The sequence below is a fragment of the Sphingopyxis sp. H053 genome (assembly GCF_001468225.1).
Classification (GTDB): Bacteria; Pseudomonadota; Alphaproteobacteria; order Sphingomonadales; family Sphingomonadaceae; genus Sphingopyxis.
Genome location: NZ_LNRU01000021.1, coordinates 13307 through 37369 on the forward strand (window position 1 = coordinate 13307; position 24063 = coordinate 37369).

At 64.3% G+C, this 24063-nt stretch carries 28 protein-coding genes; 14 read left to right on the forward strand and 14 right to left on the reverse strand.

All coding sequences use genetic code 11. The features are described from left to right. Positions 1-9 precede the first annotated feature (9 nt). The gene (gene rpoC, locus ATE70_RS23690; RefSeq protein ID WP_058539958.1) at positions 10-4293 is read left to right on the forward strand and encodes a DNA-directed RNA polymerase subunit beta'; all 4284 of its coding nucleotides are present in this window, start codon (positions 10-12) and stop codon (positions 4291-4293) included. 344 nt (positions 4294-4637) lie between these two features. Here the strand turns inward: rpoC and ATE70_RS23695 are convergent, their stop codons facing one another. Continuing rightward, complete coding sequence (locus tag ATE70_RS23695; protein ID WP_039580111.1) at positions 4638-4817, reverse strand: PspC domain-containing protein; 180 nt, start codon at positions 4815-4817, stop codon at positions 4638-4640. A 57-nt stretch (positions 4818-4874) separates the two neighbouring features. Next, a complete protein-coding gene (locus ATE70_RS25730) occupies positions 4875-5003 on the reverse strand; it encodes a hypothetical protein (RefSeq protein WP_269433267.1) in 129 nt (42 codons plus the stop codon). A 242-nt stretch (positions 5004-5245) separates the two neighbouring features. On the opposite strand from ATE70_RS25730, the gene recF reads away from it, so the two are divergent. Further along, positions 5246-6355, forward strand: a complete 1110-nt coding sequence (gene recF, locus ATE70_RS23700) for a DNA replication/repair protein RecF (protein ID WP_058539959.1) — start codon at positions 5246-5248, stop codon at positions 6353-6355. 179 nt (positions 6356-6534) lie between these two features. Here recF and arsC read toward each other — a convergent pair whose 3' ends face one another. Further along, entirely contained in the window at positions 6535-6879 is a 345-nt protein-coding gene (gene arsC, locus ATE70_RS23705; RefSeq protein ID WP_058539960.1) for an arsenate reductase (glutaredoxin), read from the reverse strand. 208 nt (positions 6880-7087) lie between these two features. Between arsC and ATE70_RS23710 the strand changes: the two genes are divergently transcribed. Further along, positions 7088-7795 (forward strand): murein L,D-transpeptidase catalytic domain-containing protein, encoded by a 708-nt coding sequence (locus ATE70_RS23710; RefSeq protein ID WP_231740096.1) that lies wholly within the window; start codon positions 7088-7090, stop codon positions 7793-7795. Positions 7796-7844: 49 nt separating this feature from the next. Here the strand turns inward: ATE70_RS23710 and ATE70_RS23715 are convergent, their stop codons facing one another. Next, a complete protein-coding gene (locus tag ATE70_RS23715; RefSeq protein ID WP_231732629.1) occupies positions 7845-9089 on the reverse strand; it encodes an MFS transporter in 1245 nt (414 codons plus the stop codon). A gap of 93 nt (positions 9090-9182) precedes the next feature. Between ATE70_RS23715 and ATE70_RS23720 the strand changes: the two genes are divergently transcribed. Further along, the gene (locus ATE70_RS23720; protein WP_058539961.1) at positions 9183-9950 is read left to right on the forward strand and encodes an AraC family transcriptional regulator; all 768 of its coding nucleotides are present in this window, start codon (positions 9183-9185) and stop codon (positions 9948-9950) included. Between the two features lie 32 nt (positions 9951-9982). Here the strand turns inward: ATE70_RS23720 and ATE70_RS23725 are convergent, their stop codons facing one another. From ATE70_RS23725 to ATE70_RS23740, 4 genes are all read right to left on the reverse strand, one after another. Continuing rightward, positions 9983-11347, reverse strand: coding sequence for a L,D-transpeptidase family protein (locus ATE70_RS23725; protein WP_197411552.1), 1365 nt, complete (start codon positions 11345-11347; stop codon positions 9983-9985). Positions 11348-11419: 72 nt separating this feature from the next. Next, on the reverse strand, positions 11420-12781 hold the full coding sequence (gene accC, locus ATE70_RS23730) for an acetyl-CoA carboxylase biotin carboxylase subunit (protein ID WP_058539962.1): 1362 nt from the start codon (positions 12779-12781) through the stop codon (positions 11420-11422). Positions 12782-12789: 8 nt separating this feature from the next. Then, a complete protein-coding gene (accB, locus tag ATE70_RS23735) occupies positions 12790-13269 on the reverse strand; it encodes an acetyl-CoA carboxylase biotin carboxyl carrier protein (RefSeq protein WP_056373910.1) in 480 nt (159 codons plus the stop codon). A 70-nt stretch (positions 13270-13339) separates the two neighbouring features. Next, entirely contained in the window at positions 13340-13792 is a 453-nt protein-coding gene (locus ATE70_RS23740; RefSeq protein ID WP_056373913.1) for a type II 3-dehydroquinate dehydratase, read from the reverse strand. Positions 13793-13873: 81 nt separating this feature from the next. Here ATE70_RS23740 and thiS point away from each other — a divergent pair, with 81 nt between their 5' ends. Genes thiS through ATE70_RS23755 form a run of 3 tightly spaced genes read left to right on the forward strand, consistent with a single transcriptional unit; the run spans position 13874 to position 15203 of the window. Continuing rightward, on the forward strand, positions 13874-14074 hold the full coding sequence (gene thiS, locus ATE70_RS23745) for a sulfur carrier protein ThiS (RefSeq protein WP_058539963.1): 201 nt from the start codon (positions 13874-13876) through the stop codon (positions 14072-14074). Then, positions 14074-14424, forward strand: a complete 351-nt coding sequence (locus tag ATE70_RS23750) for a VOC family protein (RefSeq protein WP_058539964.1) — start codon at positions 14074-14076, stop codon at positions 14422-14424. The genes thiS and ATE70_RS23750 overlap by 1 nt, the downstream gene beginning before the upstream one ends. A 2-nt stretch (positions 14425-14426) precedes the next feature. After that, complete coding sequence (locus tag ATE70_RS23755; RefSeq protein ID WP_331458517.1) at positions 14427-15203, forward strand: thiazole synthase; 777 nt, start codon at positions 14427-14429, stop codon at positions 15201-15203. A 5-nt stretch (positions 15204-15208) separates the two neighbouring features. Here the strand turns inward: ATE70_RS23755 and ATE70_RS23760 are convergent, their stop codons facing one another. After that, entirely contained in the window at positions 15209-15946 is a 738-nt protein-coding gene (locus ATE70_RS23760; protein WP_058539978.1) for a pentapeptide repeat-containing protein, read from the reverse strand. A gap of 199 nt (positions 15947-16145) precedes the next feature. Between ATE70_RS23760 and ATE70_RS23765 the strand changes: the two genes are divergently transcribed. Then, positions 16146-16328: a CsbD family protein gene (locus ATE70_RS23765; RefSeq protein WP_037516121.1), complete on the forward strand. Its 183-nt coding sequence runs from the start codon at positions 16146-16148 to the stop codon at positions 16326-16328. An 84-nt stretch (positions 16329-16412) separates the two neighbouring features. Here the strand turns inward: ATE70_RS23765 and ATE70_RS23770 are convergent, their stop codons facing one another. The 3 genes from ATE70_RS23770 to ATE70_RS23780 all read right to left on the reverse strand — a co-directional run bounded on the left by ATE70_RS23770 (position 16413) and on the right by ATE70_RS23780 (position 18672). Next, positions 16413-17162 (reverse strand): hypothetical protein, encoded by a 750-nt coding sequence (locus ATE70_RS23770; protein WP_058539966.1) that lies wholly within the window; start codon positions 17160-17162, stop codon positions 16413-16415. Positions 17163-17292: 130 nt separating this feature from the next. Then, positions 17293-17850, reverse strand: a complete 558-nt coding sequence (locus ATE70_RS23775; RefSeq protein ID WP_058539967.1) for a GNAT family N-acetyltransferase — start codon at positions 17848-17850, stop codon at positions 17293-17295. Positions 17851-18276: 426 nt separating this feature from the next. Continuing rightward, positions 18277-18672: a glycine zipper 2TM domain-containing protein gene (locus tag ATE70_RS23780; RefSeq protein WP_058539968.1), complete on the reverse strand. Its 396-nt coding sequence runs from the start codon at positions 18670-18672 to the stop codon at positions 18277-18279. 182 nt (positions 18673-18854) lie between these two features. Between ATE70_RS23780 and ATE70_RS23785 the strand changes: the two genes are divergently transcribed. Beyond that, positions 18855-19076 carry a membrane protein gene (locus ATE70_RS23785; protein ID WP_037516131.1) on the forward strand — a complete coding sequence of 74 codons (222 nt, stop codon included), beginning with the start codon at positions 18855-18857 and terminating at the stop codon, positions 19074-19076. A gap of 20 nt (positions 19077-19096) precedes the next feature. Continuing rightward, entirely contained in the window at positions 19097-20014 is a 918-nt protein-coding gene (gene rarD / locus ATE70_RS23790; protein WP_058539969.1) for an EamA family transporter RarD, read from the forward strand. Positions 20015-20105: 91 nt separating this feature from the next. Here the strand turns inward: rarD and pyrC are convergent, their stop codons facing one another. Next, positions 20106-21128 (reverse strand): dihydroorotase, encoded by a 1023-nt coding sequence (pyrC, locus tag ATE70_RS23795; RefSeq protein WP_058539970.1) that lies wholly within the window; start codon positions 21126-21128, stop codon positions 20106-20108. Between the two features lie 57 nt (positions 21129-21185). On the opposite strand from pyrC, the gene ygfZ reads away from it, so the two are divergent. Genes ygfZ through ATE70_RS23810 form a run of 3 tightly spaced genes read left to right on the forward strand, consistent with a single transcriptional unit; the run spans position 21186 to position 23132 of the window. After that, complete coding sequence (gene ygfZ, locus ATE70_RS23800; protein WP_058539971.1) at positions 21186-21911, forward strand: CAF17-like 4Fe-4S cluster assembly/insertion protein YgfZ; 726 nt, start codon at positions 21186-21188, stop codon at positions 21909-21911. Between the two features lie 32 nt (positions 21912-21943). Continuing rightward, positions 21944-22531, forward strand: coding sequence for a hypothetical protein (locus ATE70_RS23805; RefSeq protein ID WP_058539972.1), 588 nt, complete (start codon positions 21944-21946; stop codon positions 22529-22531). Between the two features lie 34 nt (positions 22532-22565). Next, a complete protein-coding gene (locus ATE70_RS23810) occupies positions 22566-23132 on the forward strand; it encodes a retropepsin-like aspartic protease family protein (protein WP_058539973.1) in 567 nt (188 codons plus the stop codon). 49 nt (positions 23133-23181) lie between these two features. Here ATE70_RS23810 and ATE70_RS25040 read toward each other — a convergent pair whose 3' ends face one another. Further along, entirely contained in the window at positions 23182-23358 is a 177-nt protein-coding gene (locus ATE70_RS25040; protein ID WP_156419753.1) for a hypothetical protein, read from the reverse strand. Here ATE70_RS25040 and ATE70_RS23815 point away from each other — a divergent pair. After that, on the forward strand, positions 23357-24028 hold the full coding sequence (locus ATE70_RS23815; protein ID WP_058539974.1) for an MBL fold metallo-hydrolase: 672 nt from the start codon (positions 23357-23359) through the stop codon (positions 24026-24028). The genes ATE70_RS25040 and ATE70_RS23815 overlap by 2 nt on opposite strands. The last annotated feature ends 35 nt before the right edge of the window (positions 24029-24063 follow it).

A 24063-nucleotide genomic window follows, 5' to 3' on the forward strand; every position in this document is an offset into this window, starting at 1 on the left:
GCTTAGAATATGAACCAGCTTACCAACTTCATGAACCCGGTCGCGAAGCCCGAAACCTTCGACATGATCAAGATCGGCATCGCGAGCCCCGAGCGCATCCGCTCGTGGTCGTTCGGCGAAATCAAGAAGCCCGAAACCATCAACTACCGCACGTTCAAGCCCGAGCGTGACGGCCTGTTCTGTGCGCGCATCTTTGGCCCGATCAAGGATTATGAATGCCTGTGCGGCAAGTATAAGCGCATGAAATACAAGGGCATCGTCTGCGAAAAATGCGGTGTCGAAGTCACGGTGACCAAGGTCCGCCGTGAGCGTATGGGCCATATCGAGCTCGCCGCGCCGGTCGCGCACATCTGGTTCCTGAAGTCGCTGCCGTCGCGCATCGGCCTGCTGCTCGACATGCAGCTCAAGCAGCTCGAGCGCGTCCTCTATTTCGAAGCCTATATCGTTCTTGAGCCCGGCCTGACCCCGCTCGAGAAGTTCCAGCTTCTGACCGAAGACGAACTGCTCGACGCGCAGGACGAATATGGCGAAGACGCTTTCTCGGCCGGCATCGGCGCCGAGGCGATCCGCGTGCTTCTCGAAAATCTCGATCTGGAGCAGGAACGCACCGATCTGATGGAAGATCTGGCGACGACGAAGTCGGAGCTGAAGCCCAAGAAGATCATCAAGCGCCTCAAGGTCGTGGAATCGTTTATCGAATCGGGCAACCGTCCCGAGTGGATGATCCTCGAAGTCGTGCCGGTCATCCCGCCCGAACTGCGCCCGCTGGTGCCGCTCGACGGCGGCCGCTTCGCGACGTCGGATCTCAACGACCTGTATCGCCGTGTGATCAACCGCAACAACCGCCTGAAGCGCCTGATGGAGCTGCGCGCGCCGGACATCATCGTCCGCAACGAAAAGCGCATGCTGCAGGAAGCCGTCGACGCATTGTTCGACAACGGCCGCCGCGGCCGTACGATCACGGGCGCGAACAAGCGTCCGCTGAAGTCGCTGTCCGACATGCTCAAGGGCAAGCAGGGCCGCTTCCGTCAGAACCTTCTCGGCAAGCGCGTCGACTATTCGGGCCGTTCGGTCATCGTGACCGGTCCCGAACTCAAGCTGCACCAGTGCGGCCTGCCGAAGAAGATGGCGCTCGAACTGTTCAAGCCGTTCATCTACGCGCGCCTCGACGCCAAGGGTCTGTCGATGACCCTGAAGCAGGCGAAGAAGTGGGTCGAAAAGGAACGCAAGGAAGTCTGGGACATCCTCGACGAAGTCATTCGCGAGCACCCGGTCCTCCTGAACCGCGCCCCGACGCTTCACCGCCTCGGCATCCAGGCGTTCGAACCCGTGCTGATCGAAGGCAAGGCGATCCAGCTTCACCCGCTGGTCTGCGCCGCGTTCAACGCCGACTTCGACGGTGACCAGATGGCCGTTCACGTCCCGCTGAGCCTCGAGGCGCAGCTGGAAGCGCGCGTGCTGATGATGTCGACGAACAACATCCTCAGCCCCGCGAACGGCAAGCCGATCATCGTTCCGTCGCAGGACATGGTGCTGGGTCTCTATTATCTCTCGATGGAGCGCGAAGGCGAGCCGGGCGAGGGTATGCTGCTCGCCGACATGGCCGAAGTGCATCAGGCGCTGTTCACCGGCGCGGTCACGCTGCACACCAAGGTGATCAGCCGCGTCCCGCAGACCGACGAGCAGGGCAATGAGTATCTCAAGCGCTTTGAGACCACGCCGGGCCGCATGCTGATCGGTGAATGCCTGCCGAAGTCGCACACTGTGCCCTTCGACGTCGTCAACCGCCTTCTGACCAAGAAGGAAATCGGCGACGTGATCGATCAGGTCTATCGTCACACCGGCCAGAAAGAGACCGTGTTGTTCGCCGACGCCATCATGGCGCTGGGCTTCCGCAACGCGTTCAAGGCGGGCATTTCCTTCGGCAAGGATGACATGATCATCCCGGAGTCGAAGGAAGGCATGGTCAACGAAACCCGTGCGCTGGTGAAGGATTTCGAGCAGCAGTATCAGGACGGCCTGATCACGCAGCAGGAAAAGTACAACAAGGCGATCGACGCCTGGTCGCAGTGCGGCGACAAGGTCGCGAACGCGATGATGGACGAAATCCGCGCCGAGCCGAAGGATCCGAAGACCGGCCGTCTGGCCCCGATCAACTCCATCTATATGATGGCGCACTCGGGTGCCCGTGGTTCGCAGGCCCAGATGAAGCAGCTCGCCGGTATGCGCGGCCTGATGGCCAAGCCGTCGGGCGAGATCATCGAAACGCCGATCATCTCGAACTTCAAGGAAGGCCTGACCGTTCTCGAGTATTTCAACTCGACCCACGGTGCGCGTAAGGGTCTGGCCGATACGGCGCTCAAGACGGCGAACTCGGGTTACCTGACCCGCCGTCTGGTCGACGTGTCGCAGGACTGCGTCGTGATCGAGGAAGATTGCGGCACCGAACGCGGCATGGAAATGCGTGCGATCATCCAGGGCGGTTCGACGATCGCCTCGCTGGGCGAACGCATCCTCGGCCGTACCACGCTCGAAGACGTCGTCGACAAGGACGGCAATGTCATCGCGCCGGTGGGCACCTTGCTCGACGAACCGACGACGCAGCGGATCGAGGACGCCGAAGTCCAGTCGGTCAAGATCCGTTCGCCGCTGGTCTGCGAAGCGGTGCTGGGTGTTTGCGGCAAATGCTATGGCCGCGACCTGGCCCGCGGAACGCCGGTCAACATCGGTGAAGCTGTCGGCGTTATCGCCGCGCAGTCGATCGGTGAGCCGGGCACGCAGCTGACGATGCGTACGTTCCACATCGGTGGTGCGGCGCAGGTCAACGAGCAGTCGAACGCCGAAGCGATTTCGGACGGTACGATCGAATATCGTGACATGGCGACGATCGTCGACCAGCGCGGCCGCCGTCTGGCGCTGTCGCGTTCGGGCGAAATCGCGATCATCGACGCCGAAGGCCGCGAACGCGCGACGCACAAGCTGCCCTATGGTGCACAGATCATGCACAAGGACGGTGAGAAGGTGAAGAAGGGCGACCGGATTGCCGAATGGGATCCGTTCACCATGCCGCTCATCACCGAAAAGCAGGGCGTCGTGAAGTATCAGGATCTGGAAGATACCAAGACCCTGATCGAACAGGTCGACGAAGCGACGGGCATCGCCCAGCGCGTCGTGATCGAATATCGCTCGGCGGGCCGCGCCAAGAAGGAAGACCTTCAGCCGCGCCTGACCTTGCTCGACGATCAGTCGGGTGAAGCGGCACGTTACCTGCTCGCGGTCGGCACGATGTTGTCGGTCGAGGACGGTCAGGAAGTGCAGGCGGGCGACGTTCTGGCGCGTGTCAGCCGCGAAGCGTCGAAGACGCGCGACATCACCGGCGGTCTGCCGCGTGTTGCCGAGCTGTTCGAAGCACGTATTCCGAAGGACAACAGCGTTATCGCGAAGATCAGCGGCCGCATTGAATTCGTCAAGGATTACAAGGCGAAGCGCAAGATCGCGATTGTTCCGGAAGAAGGCGATTCGATCGAGTACCTCATTCCCAAGTCGAAGGTCCTGGAAGTGCAGGAAGGCGATCAGGTCAAGCGCGGCGACGCACTGATCAGCGGTTCGCCGAACCCGCACGACATCCTCGACGTCATGGGCGTGGAAGCACTCGCCGAATATCTCGTCGCGGAAATCCAGGAAGTCTATCGACTGCAGGGCGTGAAGATCAACGACAAGCACATCGAGGTGATCGTTCGCCAGATGCTGCAGAAGGTCGAGATCACGGCGGGCGGCGACACCACGTTGCTGCCGGGCGAACAGCTCGATTATCTGGAGATGATGGAATATAACGCCAAGCTGCCGAAGAATGGCGTGCCTGCGGAGGGCCGTCCGGTCCTTCTCGGCATCACCAAGGCGAGCCTGCAGACCCGCAGCTTCGTTTCGGCGGCATCCTTCCAGGAGACGACCCGCGTTCTCACCGAGGCTTCGGTGCAGGGCAAGATCGACTCGCTGCAGGGTCTCAAGGAAAACGTCATCGTCGGCCGCCTCATCCCGGCGGGTACCGGCGCTGCCATGAACCGCGTCCGCGTCACCGCGTCGAGCAAGGATGCCGCGCTGCGCGCCTCCATGCGCGCCGCGAACCAGGAGCATCTGATTGCGCCTGCGACCGCTGCCGAAGAGCATGCCGCCGAACTGGCGCAGGGCCCGGAAGCTGCGATCGGTGACGATCCGCTGGGTGTCGTCGAAGGCGAGACCCACGGCAGCGATGCCGATGCCGGCGATTACCTGATCAAGGACGAGGAGGCGTAAGCCTGACCCTCGTTCCCGGGTAACAGCCTGAAAAGACAAGCCCCGCCGGAGCGATCCGGCGGGGCTTTTTCTTCGGTGGCTTTGGAGCCGAGAGCGGACGGTGGGGTTCTTACCCTTCGTCATCCCGGACTTGATCCGGGATCCCGCTTTCAAAAGGCGTCGGCAGACTGCGACATCAAGCGGGACCCCGGATCAAGTCCGGGGTGACGCGAGTGTTGGAGTCTGCAATCGGTCGCTAGCCAACAAATAGAAAAGGGCCCACCGGGGTGGCCGGTGAGCCCTTGGTCCTGGGAATATGCGGGCCGGTGCGACTGCGCCCTTAAGGCGTCCGGCCCTTGGCTGTCCTAGGGCGCGAGGATCGCGACGGCGAGGTACAGCAGCAGAGGCAGGCCGAAGCCCAGAAGCGTCAGGGCGACAAAGCCGACGCGCGTCCACAAGACGTCGATGCCGAACTGGTCTGACATCCCGGCGCACACACCGAAAATCATCCCGTCGCGACGATTCTTGCGAAAACCCTGTTTCATTTCTTTCCTTTCGATCCCGGCCTTCGGGCCGGCGTTATTGGCGGGTTAGGGGACTGGTCAGGCGACCAGTCCACCGAAGTGCACAGCGTTCGGGCCGACAGCGGCGAGGAACATCATCGAGCAGTAAAGCGAGGCAACGGCGGCAATCGCGTAGCTCTTGAACGAGTCGACATTGAAATGGGCCATGATATTTTCCTTCCTTGAACCTTCCATTCCGGGCCATCCGGTGGATGCCGACACTAATGCAGGGACCGTGCCAATTTCATTCATTGGCGGTTAAGTGGGGTTTTCGGGTCCGCGACAGATTATTTCGTCGCGAAAAATACGCCAAGATGGTGAAAATTCCCGCTAGTCGGAAAATATTCAAAGGAACTCCGGCTGGCGCCGGACTGGAAACCCGCGAGGGGCTGGGGTAGGCGGACAGGCAGATGACGCTGACCCGCCTTTCGCTGACCGATTTTCGCAATCATGCCGGCGCGGACATGGCGGCCGCCCCGGGGCTTGTCGCGCTGCACGGCGACAATGGCGCGGGCAAGACCAATATATTGGAGGCGATCTCGCTGCTCGCGCCCGGCCGCGGCCTCCGCCGTGCGGCGCTGTCCGATATGGTGCGCGACGGCGCGGGCGGCGGCTTTGCCGTCTTCGCCGAGGTTCAGGCGGGTGCCGAGCTCGCGCCGGTGGCGTTGGGAACCGGGATCGAGGCCGCGCAGCCCGGGCGGCGGATCGTGCGCATCAATGGCGCGACCGCCGCGGCGACCGCGCTCGGCGACTGGCTGGCGGTCTTGTGGCTGACCCCCGCGATGGACCGGCTGTTCGTCGAGACCGCGGGCAATCGGCGGCGCTTCCTCGACCGGCTCGTGCTGGCGCTCGATCCGCGGCACGCGCAGCACAGCAACCGGTACGAGGCGGCGCTCCGCGCGCGGGGCAAACTGCTCGCCGATCCCGCGCAAGCCGACCAGCAATGGCTGACGAGCCTCGAAGCGCAGCTCGCCGAGCATGGCGCGGCGATGGATGCGGCGCGGCAGAATATGCTCGCGGGGCTATCGGCCGAACTCGCGGGCCAGCCCGACGCACCCTTCGCGCGCCCGCTATTGACGCTGGTCGACAGCGAAGGTGCCGCGCGGGCGGCGCCGCACGACGTCGAGGCGCTCAAGTCGCTCTTCGCATCCCGCCGCCGCATCGACACCGCCGCGGGGCGCGCGACCGCCGGACCGCACCGTGACGATCTCTCCGCCGTCCACGCCGCGACCGGCCGCGCCGCGGCGCGCTGTTCGACCGGCGAGCAAAAGGCGATGCTGCTTTCGCTCGTCCTCGCGCACAGCGACAGCGTCGCGCGCGCGCGCGCGCAGCGACCGGTGCTGCTGCTCGACGAGGTCGCCGCCCACCTCGACCCGCTGCGCCGCGGCGCGCTCTACGAGCGGCTGGCGGGGCAGGGCGGGCAGGCGTGGCTGACTGGGACCGAGGCGGCGCTGTTCGACGACATGCCGGGGCCGGTGACGCGCTTCCGGATCGCGGGCGGGCGGATCGCGGCGGCCTAGCTATTGGCCCTGCGACCGTAGCCGACCGGAAGTTGCCTCCTCAATCATCGTCACCCCGGACTTGATCCGGGGTCCCGCTTCAGATCGAAGCCCGCCGATGCCTCAAAACAGCGGGATCCCGGATCAAGTCCGGGATGACGAAAAGAGGAGATCCACTCACCCCATAGAAGTCGACTGATTCAAAGAATCTCGAGCACCCGGTCCTGCGGGCGGCACAGGCGCACACCCTTATCGGTTTCGACGATCGGGCGCTCGACATAAGCGGGGTTGGCGGCCATCGCGGCGATGATCGCGTCGTCGCTTGCATTCTTCAATCCGCGTTCCTCGGCGTCGGTGCCGCGCAGGCGCAGCGCGTCGCTCGCGGTCAGCCCGGCGTCCTTGAACAGCTGGCGCAGCTTGTCCGCGCTGTACGGGTTTTTCAGATATTCGACGACCGTCAGCGCGACGCCGGGCGTTTCCTGAAGAATCGCCAGCGTCTTGCGCGAGGTGCCGCAAGCGGGGTTGTGCCAGATGGTCGCGTTCATGGCGCGTGTCCTAACGCAGCCTTACAGCAGCGTAAACTCGCTATTCATGGCATATATGGCACATCTTCCCGCATGAAGGGGAACCATCAGCTTGCCTTTCGCGGCCAACACACGACTTATGCAAAGTCGAGGGACCGTAAAAGGCGGCCAATGCGGGGTTGGGTTGCAAGTGAATGAATTGATCGATCGACGGGCGATGTTGGCAGCGATGGCTGGGGCGGGGGCGATGGCCGCCGTGCCCGCACGGGCACAACTCCCGGGCTGGATTCAGCAGCCGGTGGCGCCTTTGCCGCCGCCGGTCGATTATCTGGCCGTGGCGAAGAAGCAGCTCGCGATGCAGGGACGCAATATCCCGCAGAGCGACCGCGTCGGCGTGGTCGATTTCGGCCTGCCGTCGTCGCGCCCGCGCTTTGCGCTGGTCGATATGATCGCGGGCAAGGTCGACATGTTCCCCGTGACGCACGGGCGCGGATCGGACCCGCAGCACGACGGCTGGCTCAAGAATTTCTCGAACCGCATGGGCTCGCTCGCGACCTCGCGCGGGGCGTATCGCACCAGCGATTATTATTGGGGCGCCAACGGCTCCTCGATGCGGCTCGCGGGACTCGAACCCGACAATTATTCGGCCGACCAGCGGGCGATCGTCGTGCATGGCGCCTGGTACGCCGACCCCGCGCTGATCGCGACGCAGGGCAAGCTGGGGCGCAGCGAAGGCTGCTTCGTGTTCGGCGAAGAGCTGCTGCCGATGATCCTCTACAAGCTCGGGCCGGGGCGCTTGCTGTTCGCCGACCGGCTGAGCCTGCCGCCGCCGCTACCCAAACCGTTCGAACTGCCGCCCTCCGACCCGCTTCCGGGTATGGAGAATTTGCGGCGCGCGAGTTCGATCAGCGGGCCGCTGCCGAAGACGGCGGACTAAGCGCTTCCATCAGCCACCCCGGCAATGCGCGCATTCGACGAACCTCTATTCAGATGGTTCGTCGATGCTCGTCGGAGCGCGGTAGCAGGATTGTCGCGAGGCCCAGCAGGGGCAGATAGGCGCAGAATTTATACACCCAGACGATGCCATAGAGATCGGCGAGCTGGCCGAGCCCGGCCGCGCCGATCCCGCTGATCCCAAACATCAGGCCGAACATCAACCCCGACACCAGCCCGACGCGGCCCGGGACGAGTTCCTGCGCATAGACGACGAGCGCGGCGAACGCCGACGACATGATCAGGCCGATCGAAATGGCGAAGATCGTCGTCCAAAAAAGATTCGCGTGCGGCAGGATCATCGCAAAGGGCGCGACGCCGAGGAAGGACGCCCAGATCACGGCTTTCCGGCCAATGCGATCGCCCACCGGTCCGCCGGCGAAGGTTCCGACCGCGATCGCGGCGAGGAAGCAGAAGAGATAGAATTGGGACTCGCGCGCGGTCAGCTCGAAGCGTTCGATGAGGTAGAAGGTGAAATAGTTGGTGAAGGCGCCGATGTAGATGAACTTCGCGAACATCAGGATGCCGATCGCCGAAAGCGCGCGAATGATTTCGCGGCGGCTGTACGGCGAGGCATGGACGGCGACGGGGGCGCTGGCCTGCGTCCGGCTCTGCTGCACTCTCCAGCGCGTGACGCCGAAGAGCACCCAGATTGCCGCTATGGCGACGAAGGCGAGCCAGCCGACCGCGGTCTGCCCGAACGGCAGGATGATCGCCGACGCGACGATGGGGCCGAGCGCCGAGCCCGTATTGCCGCCGACCTGAAACGCCGACTGGGCGGTGCCGAAGCGGCCGCCTGACGCCATTCGCGCGACGCGCGAAGCCTCCGGGTGGAAGGTCGCCGATCCGACGCCGATGACGGCCGAGGCGAGGATCAGCGCCGAATAGCTGTCCGCCATCGCGAGACCGCCGACCCCGGCGAGCGTGACGACCATGCCGAGCGGCAGCAAATAGGGCAGCGGGCGCTTGTCGGTATAGAGACCGACCCATGGCTGGAGCAGCGAGGCGGTGACCTGATAGATCAGAGCGATCCAGCCGATCTGGCCGAAGCTCAGATGATATTTTTCCTTGAGCATCGGGTAAATCGCCGGAAGCACAGCCTGGATCAGGTCGTTCAGAAGATGCGCGAAAGCGACCGCGCCGACGATCTGCACGACGAGCCTGGGGCCATCCTGACGCGGCGCGGCGGGCGGGAGCATATCGGGGGAGGCGGGCAGGCTGGCGGCGGAATCGGTCACGATCGGGTCTTTCGCTTTTCGGGAAGCGCGCCTCTAGCAAGGGTGTTTATTTCCCGCTTGCTTGTATGAGCCAATCATTTCTGCGAGTGGGACATGATGCAATTTTATCCCGACGAGAATGATCATGTGGCCCGGCCGGTCATTGCGATCGGCCACGATTATCCGGACTCGTTCGAGCTGGCCGAGCATCGGCACCGCCGCAGCCAGTTTCTCTATGCCGCGAGCGGCGTGATGGCGGTCAGCACACCCTCGGGCGCCTGGGTGGCGCCGCCCGAACGTGCGGTCTGGATTCCCGGCGGCACGCCGCATTCGGTGCGCATGGTGGGCGCGGTGCAGACGCGCAGCGTTCTCGTCGAACCCGGAGAATGTGCCGGGCGGGGGTTCCAGTGTCAGGTCGTCGGCGTGTCGCCCTTGCTTCGCCACCTGCTGTCCGCCGCCGCGCATGTGACGCCCGAATATGATGTTGCCGGGCGCGACGGACTCGTCATGCATCTGCTAATGGCCGAAATCGACGCGGCGCCGCCGATCCCGCTGGCGGTTCCCTTTCCGTCGCATCCCGCGCTCGCTAGGCGATGCCACGCCTTCCTCGAGCGGCCGAACGCGGCGGCGACGATCGATGAATGGGCCGATGGCATGGGAATGAACCGCCGCAGCTTCACCCGGCTCTTCCGGCGCGAGACGGCGATGAGCTTCGCCGAATGGCGCCAGCAGGCATGCCTGTCGGTTGCCCTTCCGAAACTGGCGGCGGGGGAGCCGGTGACGTCGATTGCCTATGATCTCGGCTATGACGGCCCGGGCAATTTTTCCACAATGTTCAAGCGCGTGCTCGGCGTTCCGCCGAGCCGCTACCGCTTGCCGTGATATATTCGGAGCCGTCGCCTAAGTGTTCTTGCTCAATAAATGCCGCTGGTCCCCGGCGTCGTGACACGCGCGGTCGTCGTCACCGTCGGAACCACGGGGGGCGGCGTCGGCGCGATGATCGTCGCGGTCGGGCGGCCGGGCTGGGAAAAGCTCGCCACGACGGGCGCGTCGCGGCCATAGATGTCGGCAAGCTTCTTCACGCCGCCCTTGCCGTCGGGAATGACGGTCCAATAGGCGACATAGACGGGGAAGGGGCTGTCGAAGCCGAAGCGCGTCGTCGCGCCGCTGGCGATCGCCTCGCCGAATTCCTCGGGGCTCTTGCCGGCGAACATCACCGCCATCAGGCCCGAGAAGTGCAAGGCGCGCTCGGTACGGATGCAGCCATGGCTGAACGCGCGTGCCGCGGCGGCGAACGCGCCCTTCGACGGGGTGTCGTGCAGATAGATGGCGTGCGGGTTGAGCATCTCCATCTTCATCACGCCCAGCGCGTTGCCGGGTCCGGCCTTTTGCACGACCGACAGCGTCTTGCCGCTGCCCGTCCAGGTATAGCCCTGCGCGCGCGCGGCGCCCGGATTGCGCGCGATCGTTGCGCCGATGCCTTCGTTGATGATGCTGCGCGGCAGCGTCCACGTCGGGTTGACGATGATCCCCGTCGCCATCGGGTTAAGCTGCGGCGTCGGGGTCGCCGACTTGCCGACGACGGCCTTGTGCGTCGCGATGATCGTGCCGCCATGGACGACGCGCGTCAGATATTCGGGGACGTTGCTGACGACATAACGTTCGCCGAGCGCGCGCGGCATCCAGCGCCAGCGTTCCATGTTGACGCGGATCGCATTGGCGTCGGCGGTTGTCTTCGCTTTTTTGAGCGACGCCTTGAGCGCCGCGAAATCGGGATGCACGGGGTCGAGCGTCGCGAGCGTCTCGCTGACGGTTCCCGCACCGAGCGCCGCGGCGAGCAGCGATAGCAAAGGCTCGCTGTCGCCGTCGCTGTCGACCATGAACCACTGCTTGCGCGCCGCGTTCGGGGTACGCCCGTCGCGCAGGTGCGTCGCGAGCAGCAGGAAGGTATCGGTCGCGGTCTTGTCGAGCCGTGCCTGATCGCCGCTCATGATCGCGGCGGCGAGCGCATCGGGGCTATAATCCTTGGCGAACAGCCCTTCGGCGCCGACGCCCTCGATCGATACCAGCAGCGCCTCGGCATTCTGCTTCGACCAGCTCGGCAAATTCGCTTCGGCCGCGGTTTCGACGACGGGGGCGTCGTCCTGCACCTTGTCGGGCTGGAGGATCACCGAATCCTCCTTGACCCCCGGCTGCGCGAACGCGGGCACCGCGAGCAGGCTCAGCGGAAGAAGAAGCGCCGCAGCTGGACGCGCCGAAAAGGGGGAGTTTTTGACCATGGTTAAAGCCCATAGCCAAAAAGCATCCACAGTTAAAGTGAGCTGCCGCACACTCCGTCGCAAGAATAGATGTCAGGCTTTCGCCGCCTCATCCTGCTTTGCGAGCCATTCCTCGAGCCACTTGATCGTATAGTCGCCATGGATGACGTCGGGGTCGGCGAGCAGCGCCTGATGCAGCGGGATGTTCGTCTTGACCCCCGCGATCACCATTTCCTCGAGCGCGCGGCGCATCCGCATCATGCAGCTTTCGCGCGTGCGGCCGTAAACGATCAGCTTGCCGATCATGCTGTCGTAATAGGGCGGGATCGAATAGCCGGCGTAGAGCCCGCTATCGACGCGCACATGCATGCCGCCCGCGGCGTGATAGTTGGTGACCTTGCCCGGCGAGGGCAGGAAGGTGCGCGGGTCCTCGGCATTGATGCGGCATTCCATCGAATGGCCGCGGAATTCCAGGTCTTCCTGTTTTACCGACAGGTCCGATCCGCCCGCGATCCGAATCTGTTCGCGGACGAGGTCGAAACCAGTGATCATTTCGGTCACTGGATGCTCGACCTGGATGCGCGTGTTCATCTCGATGAAGAAGAACTCGCCATTTTCCCACAGGAATTCGATCGTGCCGGCGCCGCGATAGTGCATCGCCGCCATCGCGTCGGCGCACACCTTGCCCATGCGCGCGCGTTCCTCGGCCGAAATGATCGGCGAGGGCGCTTCTTCGAGCACTTTCTGGTGGCGGCGCTGGAGCGAGCAGTCGCGCTCGCCAAGATGGATCGCAGTCCCCCGGCCGTCACCGAACACCTGGAATTCGATGTGGCGCGGGTTGCCGAGATATTTTTCCATGTAAACGGTCGGATCGCCGAACGCCGCCGCTGCTTCGCTCGACGCCTGACCCATCAGGCTTTCGAGGCTGTCAGCGTCGGGGACGACCTTCATGCCCCTGCCGCCGCCGCCCGATGCGGCCTTGATCAGCACCGGATAGCCGATTTCCTCGGCCATTTTCCGGCATTCTTCGCCATAGGTAACAGCGCCCGGCGAGCCCGGAACGACCGGCAGGCCGAGCGCGACCGCGGTGCGCTTCGCTTCGACCTTGTCGCCCATCGTGCGGATATGCTCGGGCTTCGGCCCGACGAAGATCATGTCATGCGCTTCGATGATTTCGGCGAAACGCTCGTTTTCGGACAGGAAGCCATAGCCCGGGTGGATCGCGTCGGCGCCGGTGATTTCGGCGGCCGAGATGATCGCGGGGATGTTGAGATAGCTGTCCTTCGCCGCGGGCGGACCGATGCACACCGCTTCGTCGGCAAGGCGGACGTGCATCGCGTCGGCGTCGGCGGTCGAATGGACCGCGACGGTCTTGATGCCCATTTCATGGCACGCGCGATGGATGCGCAGCGCGATCTCGCCGCGGTTGGCGATCAGGAGCTTTTCGATGGCCATTTTTTTGATCAGCCGATGGTGAACAGCGGCTGGTCGAATTCGACCGGCTGGCTGTTCTCGACATGCACGGCCTTCAGCGTGCCCGACGCCGGTGCGGTGATCGGGTTCATCACTTTCATCGCCTCGACGATGAGGACCGTGTCGCCGGCCTTCACCGCCGAACCGATCGCCGCGAAATTCGGTGCGCCGGGTTCGGGCGAGAGATAGACGGTGCCGACCATCGGCGATTTGACGGCGTCGGCGAAGCTGTCGGCGGCCGGAGCCGCGGCGGCAGCGGGCGCTGCGGCGGTGGCCGGGGCGGCTGCGGCAACCGGCGCGGCGGCGGGAGCGTAAGCGACGGGCGCGGCGTTCAGCGTGCGCGCGACGCGGATCTTGCGCTCGCCGTCCTCGACTTCGATTTCGGACAATCCGGTGTCGTCGAGCAGCTCGGCGAGCGCGCGGACGTAGGCCGGATCGACGTTGATGCCATTGTCTTTATGGTCACCCATGAGAATATTTCCTGTTGTTGCGGCGCCGTTGGATGCGGCGCTCTGACCCCGTTTTTGATGCGCCCTATTGTCAGAGACGGGCGGCGGCGTCCAGCGCCAGCGTATAGCTGTTCGCGCCATGTCCGGCAAAATGCGCCACCGCGGCCATGCCGACATAGCTGATGTGCCGGAATTCCTCGCGCGTCATCGGGTCCGATAGATGGACCTCGATCACCGGCACCTTGATCGACCGGATCGCATCGTGGATCGCGATCGATGTATGCGTATAGCCGCCGGCGTTGAGCAGCACCGCCTTGGCGCCCGCGATATAGGCTTCGTGCAGCCAGTCGATCAGCACGCCCTCGTGGTTCGTCTGGCGGCATTCGACGCGCAGCCCCAGCTCGTCCGCCTGCGCCTCGAGCCGCGCGTGAATGTCGTTCAGCGTGTCGTGCCCGTAAATCTCGGGTTCGCGGGTGCCGAGCAGGTTGAGGTTGGGGCCGGAGAAGACAAAGACGGTCGGCTTGTCGGTACGCTCGTTGGTCAAGGGCTTGGCTTTCGGTTGCGAGGAGGCGCGCTCCCCCTATATGGGCTGCTCGGCAAAAGGCAAAGCAAGGCGGATTCCCCAGTGATCTCGGTCATCCTCAACGGCGAACGACGGCAGGTGCGCGAAGGCAGCATCGCCGACCTGGTCGCCTCGCTCGGCCTCGACGTGAAGAAGGTCGCGGTCGAGCGCAATCGCGACATCGTGCCGCGCTCGACGCTCGCCGACGTCGCGCTCGCCGAGGGCGATGCGCTTGAAATCGTGCATTTCGTGGGGGGCGGTTGATGCCGGTCGCACGGATCATACCCAACCGCTATGCCGGCGACGCGCGGACCGGCGAGGGCTTTTTCAACGATGTGCTGGGGCTGGAAACCGCGATGGCGATGGATTTCATCACCATCTATCGCTCGGGCACCCAGCCGATGGCGCAGATCAGCATCCTGACCGAAGATCCATCGGGGCTGCGTCCCGCCTATTCGGTGGGTGTCGACGATGTCGATGCGGTGCATGCGCGGGCCGTCGCGGCAGGGCACGAGATAGTCTACGCCCTTCGCGACGAGCCGTGGGGCGTCCGCCGGTTTTTCGTTCGCGATCCGCTCGGCGACATCGCGAATGTGGTACAGAATAAGGATTGAATGTGGACAAGATCGACAGTTGGACGGTCGCCGGCCGGACTTTCACATCGCGCCTGATCGTCGGCACCGGAAAATATAAGGATTTCGAGCAGAATGCTGCGGCGGTCGCGGCGTCGGGGGCGGAAATCGTCACCGTCGCGGTGCGCCGCGTCAATGTGTCGGACCCGAATGCCCCGATGCTCACCGACTATATCGATCCCAGGAAGATCACCTACCTGCCCAACACCGCGGGCTGCTTCAACGCCGACGACGCGATCCGCACCTTGCGGCTGGCGCGCGAGGCCGGCGGCTGGGATCTGGTGAAGCTCGAAGTGCTCGGCGAGGCGAAGACGCTCTATCCCAACATGCGCGAGACGCTGGAGGCGACCGAAGTGCTCGCTAAGGAAGGCTTCCTGCCGATGGTCTATTGCGTCGACGATCCGATCGCCGCGAAGCAATTGGAAGACGCAGGCGCGGTCGCGGTGATGCCTTTGGGCGCGCCGATCGGCTCGGGCCTCGGCATCCAGAATCGCGTCACGATCCGCCTGATCGTCGAAGGCGCCTCGGTGCCGGTGCTCGTCGATGCGGGTGTCGGGACGGCGAGCGACGCCGCGGTGGCGATGGAACTCGGCTGCGACGGCGTGCTGATGAACACCGCGATTGCTGAAGCGAAAGACCCGATCCGTATGGCGCGCGCGATGAAGCTGGCGGTCGAGGCGGGACGCGATTCCTATCTCGCGGGGCGCATGGGCGTTCGGCGCTACGCCGATCCGTCGAGCCCGCTGGCGGGGCTCATCTAAGCCCTTCAGTCCGGATAGACTTCGAGGCCCATGGCTGCCAGCAGATGCGGCTGCTGGCCCGCTGACACGATCATGCCTTCGAGCGTCGCGAGTTCCCTGAGGTTCAGGTCGGCGACATCCGCGCCGCGAAGGTCGGCGCGCGCGAATTTGGCGCCGGCGGTGAGCGCGAGGACAAGGTCGCTCCCGCGCAGGTCGGCGCCTTCAAGGTCGGAATCGAACAGGACCGCTTCGCGAAAGTTCGAATTCGAAAGCTCGCAATCGGGCATCCGGACGCCGTTCAGGTCGGCGAATTCGAGGTTGCAGCCGCGGAAGGTCGCCGCCGTCTTGACGAGTTTGCGACCGAAGGTTCGGCTGAAATCGGCCTTGTGAAACTCGGCGCCGCGCATATTGCAGCCATCGAATTCGACCCCGAACAGCGTCGAACGATCGATCTTGGCAAAGGAAAGGTCGCAGCGCCTGAAACGCGATTGATCGAGACGCGAGAAGGCGAATTGCGCGCCGACGTGGCCTGCGTCGTCGATGAAGGAACAATCCTCGAAAATCGCATCGCGCATATCGACATTCGCGAAGCGGCATCGGATCAGGCGGACCTGGGCCAAGCGAGCATCCTGCAGGCAGGTTCCCGTAAACTGCACGTCGCGCAGCACGCATTTCGTCAGCGTCGCGCCGGCCAGATCGACTTCGGCAAAGTCGACGCCCGAAAGATCAGCGTCTTCGATCATGCAGCCGGGTTCGAGTTTCACCGCCATCTTTTCCTCTCAGCCGTCGCGCGGGCCGATGCAGTACGCAATGGCGTGGAACGTATCAAGAACAATTATGCCGACCGACCGACTGTCCCTTGCCCCGAACGCTTTGCCTCGTACCCGGAACAAACGTTGCCGCGATCCGTTGGTGTGGCAAGAGGCGAGCCCCTCCCGCCTCTGAAAACCAAGGAGAAACCCCGTGGGTGAATTCACCGAAAAGGCGAAAGGCATCGCCAACGAAGCCGCCGGCAATGCGAAGCAGGCGGCCGGCAAGGCGACCGACAACGAGCGCCTTCGTGCCGAAGGCGAAGCGCAGGAGCGCAAGGGCGAAGCCCAGAATCTGAAGGGCAAGGTCCAAGGCGCGCTCGGCGACAAGATCTGACCACTTGCGCGTCACGCAAGCCAGAAAAAGGCTCCGGGGTATCCCTCTCCCCGGGGCCTTTTTCAATGTGTAACGAAGACTGGCCTATTTGCCTCCCGACGCCACCAGATCGACGTCGGTCATCGCGCCGTCGCGGCGCATCATCAGCACATAGGCAAGATCGCCCTTCGTGCCGCCGAGCATATGCTCGTTGCCATTGATCCGATGGTCGCTGGTGTAACCGGCGCGGATCGCCATCGTGTGATAATAGTCGAGCACCGCCTGCATCGACGCCGCGGTCTGGAAATTGACGACGCGGATGTTGCACTTGCCGCCAGCGATGCCGGCGGCTTCGCGCAGCGTCGCGCGCGGATAGACTTTGAACGCGGCGGGAAGGCGATCGGCCCAGGCGTTGCTGTAGGTCAGCTTGGCGTCGCAGCTGCCCTTTTGCTGGTCGCGCGCGAGCGCGCCAATCGTCACGGGGCGCTGCTTGGCTTCGCAGCCGTCGCATCCGGCCTCGAACGGTAGAGCTTTCGGTGCAGAGAGCAACTTGCCCGCTGCAAGGGCCGCACTGGCTTCCGCAACGGTCGCGGCCTTGCCGCCCGCGACGCCGGGAACACCGCCGTCGATGGGACGGTTACCCGGACCCACGGCATTTTTGTTCGATTGGCCCGCAAGCTTCGGGTCGACCATGATCTTGTCTTCGAGCGAACCCTTGATCGCCGGGTCGGCGTTGGTCAGCCCGTCGTCGAGCGGGGCGAGGTCGGCCTTGGCATTGGGATTGTCCCGGCACCCGGCGAGCGGTGCCGCCGCCATCAGCAAGCCGGTAACCAGCCATTTTCCGCGCAACATCATCGCTAACACTCCCTTAATCCATTGCCGGGAATGCCCTATTCTGGTCAAAAAGGCCCAAATAAAATGCGTTAACGGGCAAGGCTTTGTTTGGAGAAAACTGTCTCGGAGCGAGACGCTTTTGCGCTTTCGCTCACGCTCCGGGCAGAAATTCCTTGCGCTTGACGCGCCATGCGTCGGCGCTTTGGGTCCATGCATCGACCGGCGCATCCTGAAAAGGCGGGGGCAGGCGGGTCGGGCCGCTGTTCGTCGCGCCGAGCCGTTTCGCGAGCGCCTGCGAGCGCGTGTTCGCGGGGTCGATGCTGTGCATCAGCTCGGGCCATTTCAGGAATTCGACCGCGAAATCGCAGGCGGCGACGCTGCCTTCGAGCGCATAGCCCTTGCCGGCGAATTTGGCGCGCACACCGTAACCGATCTCGGGCGCGGGCCAGCCATCGGGCTCCCACGGGCCGAGGCGTCCGACCCATTCGCCCGTCGCGCGCTCGATCACCGAGAACATCGAAAAGCCACGGATGTGCCAGGCACCTGCAAGCGTACACCACATGCGCCATGCCTGCGAGCGCGGGCAGGTGCCGCCGATGAAGCGCATCGTGTCTTCTTCGGCGCACATTTCGGCAAAGCTGTCGAAATCCTCGGTCGCGGGCGGACGCAGGATCAGCCGCTCGGTGACGAGCAGGGGGCCATTCAACATAGCGGGTCAGAACCCTTTCATTGCACGTTCGAGGCGTCGAAATGGCAAAGATATCGGGTTCGGGCGGGTGAAGCGGGTAGCATCGCTACCCGCAAGGCCGCGCGGGCCCGAGATCGAAGCCATTTCGACGTCCCTGCGGGATTTGACCGATTTTGTCCATGGCTGCGTCAGCGAGCCTTGGAATATGATCATATGCCTGCGTCTCGCTTCTTGGCCCTGAACAAAATCGCTTCAAACCTCGAACGCGCAATGAAAGGGTTCTGACCCTCATTCTCCCGCAGCAATTGGCCGACACTTCTGCGGCAAGAGGAGGCTTTGGGCAAGGGATACGCTTGAGGACGCCGGCGGTGAAGCCGGCGTCCTCGCCATCAGCGTGCGTGAGCGGAGGGGTCCAAACTCACGCTCGAGACGGTTGGCGTTTTGCCCCTAGCGGCAGCGATATTTCGACTTGTCGATCTCGCGGCCAAGCAGAGCGCCACCGGCAGCACCCAGAACGGTGCCGAGCAGCTTGTCGCCGCCGCCGGCGATTTCGTGACCCGCGAGGCCGCCGACCGCGCCGCCGATCAACAGACCGGTGGTGCCATTATCCTTTTTACAGCGATAACGGCCGTCGCGATCGCGCCACACGCGGGTGTTGTTATTGACGCGCTCGTCGCGGGCATAATAGCGGCGATCCTTCTTGCGATAGAAGTTCGACGACTGGTCGAGCTGATGGAAGCCTTCGGCCTTCGCCGGAGCCGCGATACCCGCATAAGCAGGCGCGGTCAGGGCGACGCTGGCGGCAGCAAAAGCGCCCATCATGCCCTTGGTGAAATTACGCATAAAAAGTCCTTTCCTGGTCTCGGCGCCTCGTCCCGCTTGCACAAGACCGGGCGCTTCGATGGGAAAACGAGCTGGGCTGCAAAGCCGTTGCATGAACCCAAGGCAACAAGACGAACCGAGCGCTTCCATCGACGAACCGAAAGGCTCTTGCCGCATCGGCGGCGGCATGCGACAATCTCGGCATGCTCAATATCGGATCGCTCGTCATTGGCGCTATCGCCTTGGTTTTGGCCGTTTTTGCGTTCATCCCGCTGCTCGGCTGGGCGAACTGGGTGATCATACCCTTCGCCGTCGTCGGTCTTGCGCTCGGCGCGATGTCGGACAAGACGAGCGGGCGCAACCTGAACATCGTCGTCATCGTCATCGGCGTCATCCGCCTGATGCTCGGCGGCGGCATCATCTGATCCAGCCGGACTAGCCGACCATGAACCAGCCAGCGGCCCCCGCGGGGAGCAATCAGGGCGGCTTGCCCTTTGCGATCAGCGCCTATCTGATCTGGGGCTTCGTTCCGCTCTTCTTCAAACTGCTGTCGAGCGTTCCGCCGGTCGAAGTGCTGGCGCAGCGCATCGTCTGGTCGCTGCCGCTCTGTTTCCTGATCATGGTCTTCCGCCGCCAGATCGGCGAATATCTCGCGGCGCTTCGCGATTGGCGCGTGCTGCGGATGCTGCTCGTCAGTTCGGTGCTGATCGCGCTCAACTGGCTCGTCTATATCTATTCGATCTTCACCGACCACGTGCTCGCGGCCAGCCTCGGCTATTATCTCAATCCGCTCGTCAATGTGATGCTCGGCATGATCTTCCTCGGCGAGAGGCTCTCGCGGCTTCAGGCGCTTGCCGTGGTCATCGCCGGGATCGGCGTCGCGATCCTGCTCGCGGGCGCGCTCGACACGCTGTGGATCAGCCTGACCCTGGCGTTCAGTTTCGGCACATATGGCCTGATCCGCAAGATCGTGCCCGTTGGCTCGCTGCCGGGCCTCGCGATCGAGACGACCTTGCTGTTGCCGCTCTCCGTCGCCGGTGCGGCCTATTATATCTGGCTCGGCGACGGCCGCGGTTTCGGATCGGAAGCGGGGATCAGCTGGCTGCTCGCCGCGGGCGGGGTCGTCACCGCGGTGCCGCTCCTGCTGTTCGCGACCGCGGCGCGGCGGATGAGCTATGCCGCGCTCGGCTTCGTCCAGTATCTGGCACCGAGCATCGCCTTCCTGCTCAGCCTCTTCGTCTTCCACGAACCGTTGAAGCCCGCGCAGCTTGCCTGCTTCCTGCTGATCTGGGTCAGCATCGCGGTGTTCAGCTTCGATATGTGGCGCAAGATGCGCGCCGACCGGATGATGCCGGCGGCGTAGACTATTTCTTCGTCATGCCGGACTTGATCCGGCATCCACCGCGGCGCTGAAATCATGGACCCCGGATCAAGTCCGGGGTGACGAAAGGATATTAAACCAGCCGCCAGCCCAATGTTTCGCCGGCATGGAACGGAACGACCTCGCCGACGCGCTCGGGAACGACCGTCTCGCCGCGTTCGAGCGTTACCGTGCCGGTGTTGAGCGGCAGGCCATAGAAGTTCGGGCCATGTTCGCTGGCGAAGCCTTCGAACTTGTCCAGCGCGCCTTCCTCGTCGAACACCTGGATATAGGATTCGAGCGCATAGGGGGCGTTGAAGATGCCGGCGCAGCCGCACGCGGCTTCCTTCGTGTGCACCGCATGCGGCGCGCTGTCGGTGCCGAGGAAGAATTTCGGCGAGCCCGACACCGCAGCGGCGCGGACGGCGAGCCGGTGCTGCTCGCGCTTGGCGACGGGCAGGCAGTAAGCGTGCGGGCGGATGCCGCCGACGAGCATCGCGTTGCGGTTGATGTGGAGATGCTGCGGCGTGATCGTCGCCGCGACATTGGCGGGGGCGGCCGTCACAAAATCGACCGCTTCCGACGTCGTAATATGTTCGAACACGATTTTCAGGCCCGGCAGGTCGCGGACGAGCCCCTTCAGCGTGCGCTCGATGAACACCGCCTCGCGGTCGAAAATGTCGACCTCATGATCGGTGACCTCGCCGTGGATGAGCAGCGGCATGCCGATTTCGGCCATCCGTTCGAGCACGGGCATGATCTTCGCGACATCGGTGACGCCATGCGCGCTGCCGGTGGTGGCGTGCGCGGGATAGAGTTTCGCGGCGGTAAAGATGCCCTCGGCATGACCGCGCGCCATTTCGTCGGGGCTGCTGTGATCGGTGAGATAGGCGACGATCAGCGGGGTGAAGTCGAGCCCGGCGGGCACCGCGGCGTTGATGCGGTCGCGGTACGCCCGGCCTTCATCGGCGGTCGTGACCGGCGGCGACAGGTTCGGCATGATGATCGCGCGCGCGAACTGGCGCGCGGTATATTGCGCGACATGATCCAGCATCGCGCCATCGCGCAGATGGACATGCCAGTCGTCGGGGCGGCGGATCGTCAGGCGGTCGGTCATGTGCGGACTCGTCAACTTGTGGGTTGGTTTTGGCTGGGGCGTCCCTAGATTATCGCCATGACCAATACCACCCTCAACGACCGCGCCCTCATTCGTCTGTCGGGGGAGGATGTCCGCGGCTTCCTGCAAGGGCTGGTGACCAACGATACTTCGGGCAATCTGCCGGTGTGGGCGGCGCTGCTGACCGCGCAGGGCAAGGCGCTGTTCGATTTCCTGATCTGGGGCGACGAAGGCGACGTGCTGATCGATTGCGAGCGCGAGGCGGCCGAGGCGCTGACGAAGCGCCTGACGCTCTATCGGCTGCGCCGTGCGATCACGATCGCGATCGAGGCCGATCTGGCGGTCCATTGGGCACCTGCCGGCGATCTGGGCGTCGTCGACCCGCGCCTTCCCGACCTCGGCCAGCGCTGGCTGGCCCCCGCCGGTGAAGGCGAGGGCGCCGACGCCGCGTGGCGCGCCCACCGCCTTGCGCTCGGCGTCACCGAAGGACGCGCCGAACTGGGTGACGGCACGACCTTGTGGCTCGAATGCAATGCCATCGACCTCAATGGCGTCAGCTTCACCAAGGGCTGCTATGTCGGGCAGGAAAACACCGCGCGGATGAACTGGCGGCAAAAGGTCAACCGGCGGCTGGTCGTTGTCCCGATCGCCGAGGCCGACGAAAAGCGGCAGGTCATCGCTTATCCCGACCTCGGCTGGTCGGTCGAGCACCGGCGGACCGAGAATATCGAAGCAGCCGCCGCACCCGCGTGGCTCCGCGAGGGGCTCGCCGCCGGTTCATGACAGATGCAGCCATTGCTGCTAGACTGCCGGGCATGCGCGCTATGCTGATTTCGTCGGCGCTCGCCGCCGCTTTCGCCCTCTCGGCTCCTGCAGTAGCGGCGCCGACGTCGTTGTTGCCGACCGAACCCGAGCCCGCGCAACCCTCTTCCAGACTCGCGCCGCTGGCAGCGGACTCGGCCTGGACGCCGCGCTTTGCAGCCGCCGCGGACGCGCTCGCGACCGCGCTCCGCTCGCGCGATGAGGCGCAGTGGGCGCCGCTGCTCGGCGGGCAATGGCTGTCCGCCGCGGATCGCGAGCGCGTCAGGAATTTGCTCGGCGACCCGAACAGCCCGTTCCTGCCTGCGCTCCTCGCGAAGGGCGTTACCCATCGCGCGATCCTCGGCTGGAGTGCGCCTGCGTCGCTCAGCGCCGAAGAACGCGCCGCGATCGAGAAAGGCCAGGAGGCCGAGGCGCTGGTGTGCTGGTCGGCGGGCGGAAACGGCGCAGGGCCGTGGCCGTCGACCGCGGTCGAGGCCGACAATCGGCCCGGCCGCTTCTATGCCTGCGCGCGGATCGCCTACAGCATTCGCGGCGAGACACCGACGTGGCGCGCGTTCATCGATCAGCGCGAGCCCGCTTAACCAATCTCGAACCCTCTTCTGCGAAAAGCGCCTCATGTTGGGGCGCTTTCTCGGTCTGGCTGCGGTGATCGCGGCGGTTTCGGTCGGCTTGGCGGGCGTCGCCAGCCGGTCCTCATCCAATGACGCGGTCGAAACGTCGAATGCCATTTCGGGCAATCACGACAATTGGACGACGCATAAAGTTCGCAAGGACCGGTCTTTAGCCGCGGCCGAAGCCAGTGGCCATTCGGGCCGGCCGAGCGAGGTGTTGCTCGCTCGATCAGGCGATTCGCATTTCTATGCCGATACCGAGATCGACGGGCGGAACATTCGCATGCTCGTCGACAGCGGCGCGTCGATTGTCGCGCTGACCCGCAGTGATGCCGAGGCGATCGGGATCAACGTCGACGATCTTCCGGTCGGCGGTAGCGCGAACACCGCCGGCGGCGTCGTGCCGATGCGGATGGTCACGCTCGACAGTGTCGAGGTCGAGGGGATCGAGGTGCGCGGCGTGCAGGCGGCGGTCATCGACGCCGACATGGGCGTATCGCTGCTCGGCCAGAGTTTCCTCTCGAAACTCGCCGCGGTGAACGTCGAAGGCGACACGATGACGCTGCGCTGATCGGACGTCGACTTTGACGCGGGGGCCTGCCACCGCTTATTTTCCTTCATCACCCCGGACTTGATCCGGGGTCCCGCTTGAAATCAAAGCCAGTTGATGCCTCAAAAAAGCGGGATCCCGGATCGAGTCCGGAATGACGAGATAGGATGTGTTGCGCGTCGATCGGGTAGCGATGCTCGCCCCCACGCTTGCCATTTCCGCCGTATTTCCCCACATCGGCCGCCATGAACGCTCCCAACCCTCCGATGCGCGCGGCGATCGTGCCCGTCACCGCTTTCCAGCAGAATTGCACCCTTCTGTGGTGCACCGCGACCAACAAGGCGGCGTTCGTCGATCCCGGCGGCGACCTCGACAAGCTCAAGGACGCTGTCCGGCAGACCGGGGTCGAGGTCGAAAAGATCCTCGTCACCCACGGGCATATGGATCATTGCGGACAGGCGGGGATGCTCGCGAAGGAACTCGGGGTGCCGATCGAAGGGCCGCACGAGGACGACCGTTTCTGGATCGATGCTTTCGCCGAGGACGGCGCGCGCTTCGGCATGGTCGGCGAATCGTTCGAGCCCGATCGCTGGCTGGTCGACGGCGACACGGTGACCGTCGGTAATCTGACCATCGACGTCATCCATTGCCCGGGGCACACGCCGGGCCATGTCGTCTTCCACCACGCGCCGTCGAAGCTCGCGATCGTCGGCGATGTGATTTTTCAGGGATCGATCGGCCGCACCGACTTTCCGCGCGGCAATCACCAGCAATTGCTCGATTCGATCACGCAGAAATTGTGGCCGCTCGGCGGCGACACGACCTTCCTGCCCGGACACGGCGCGCACAGCAATTTCGCGCACGAACGGCGTACCAATCCGTTCGTGAGCGATATGGCGTTAGGAACGGCGGGTTAATTCCCCTCCCGCTTGCGGGAGGGGCTAGGGGAGGG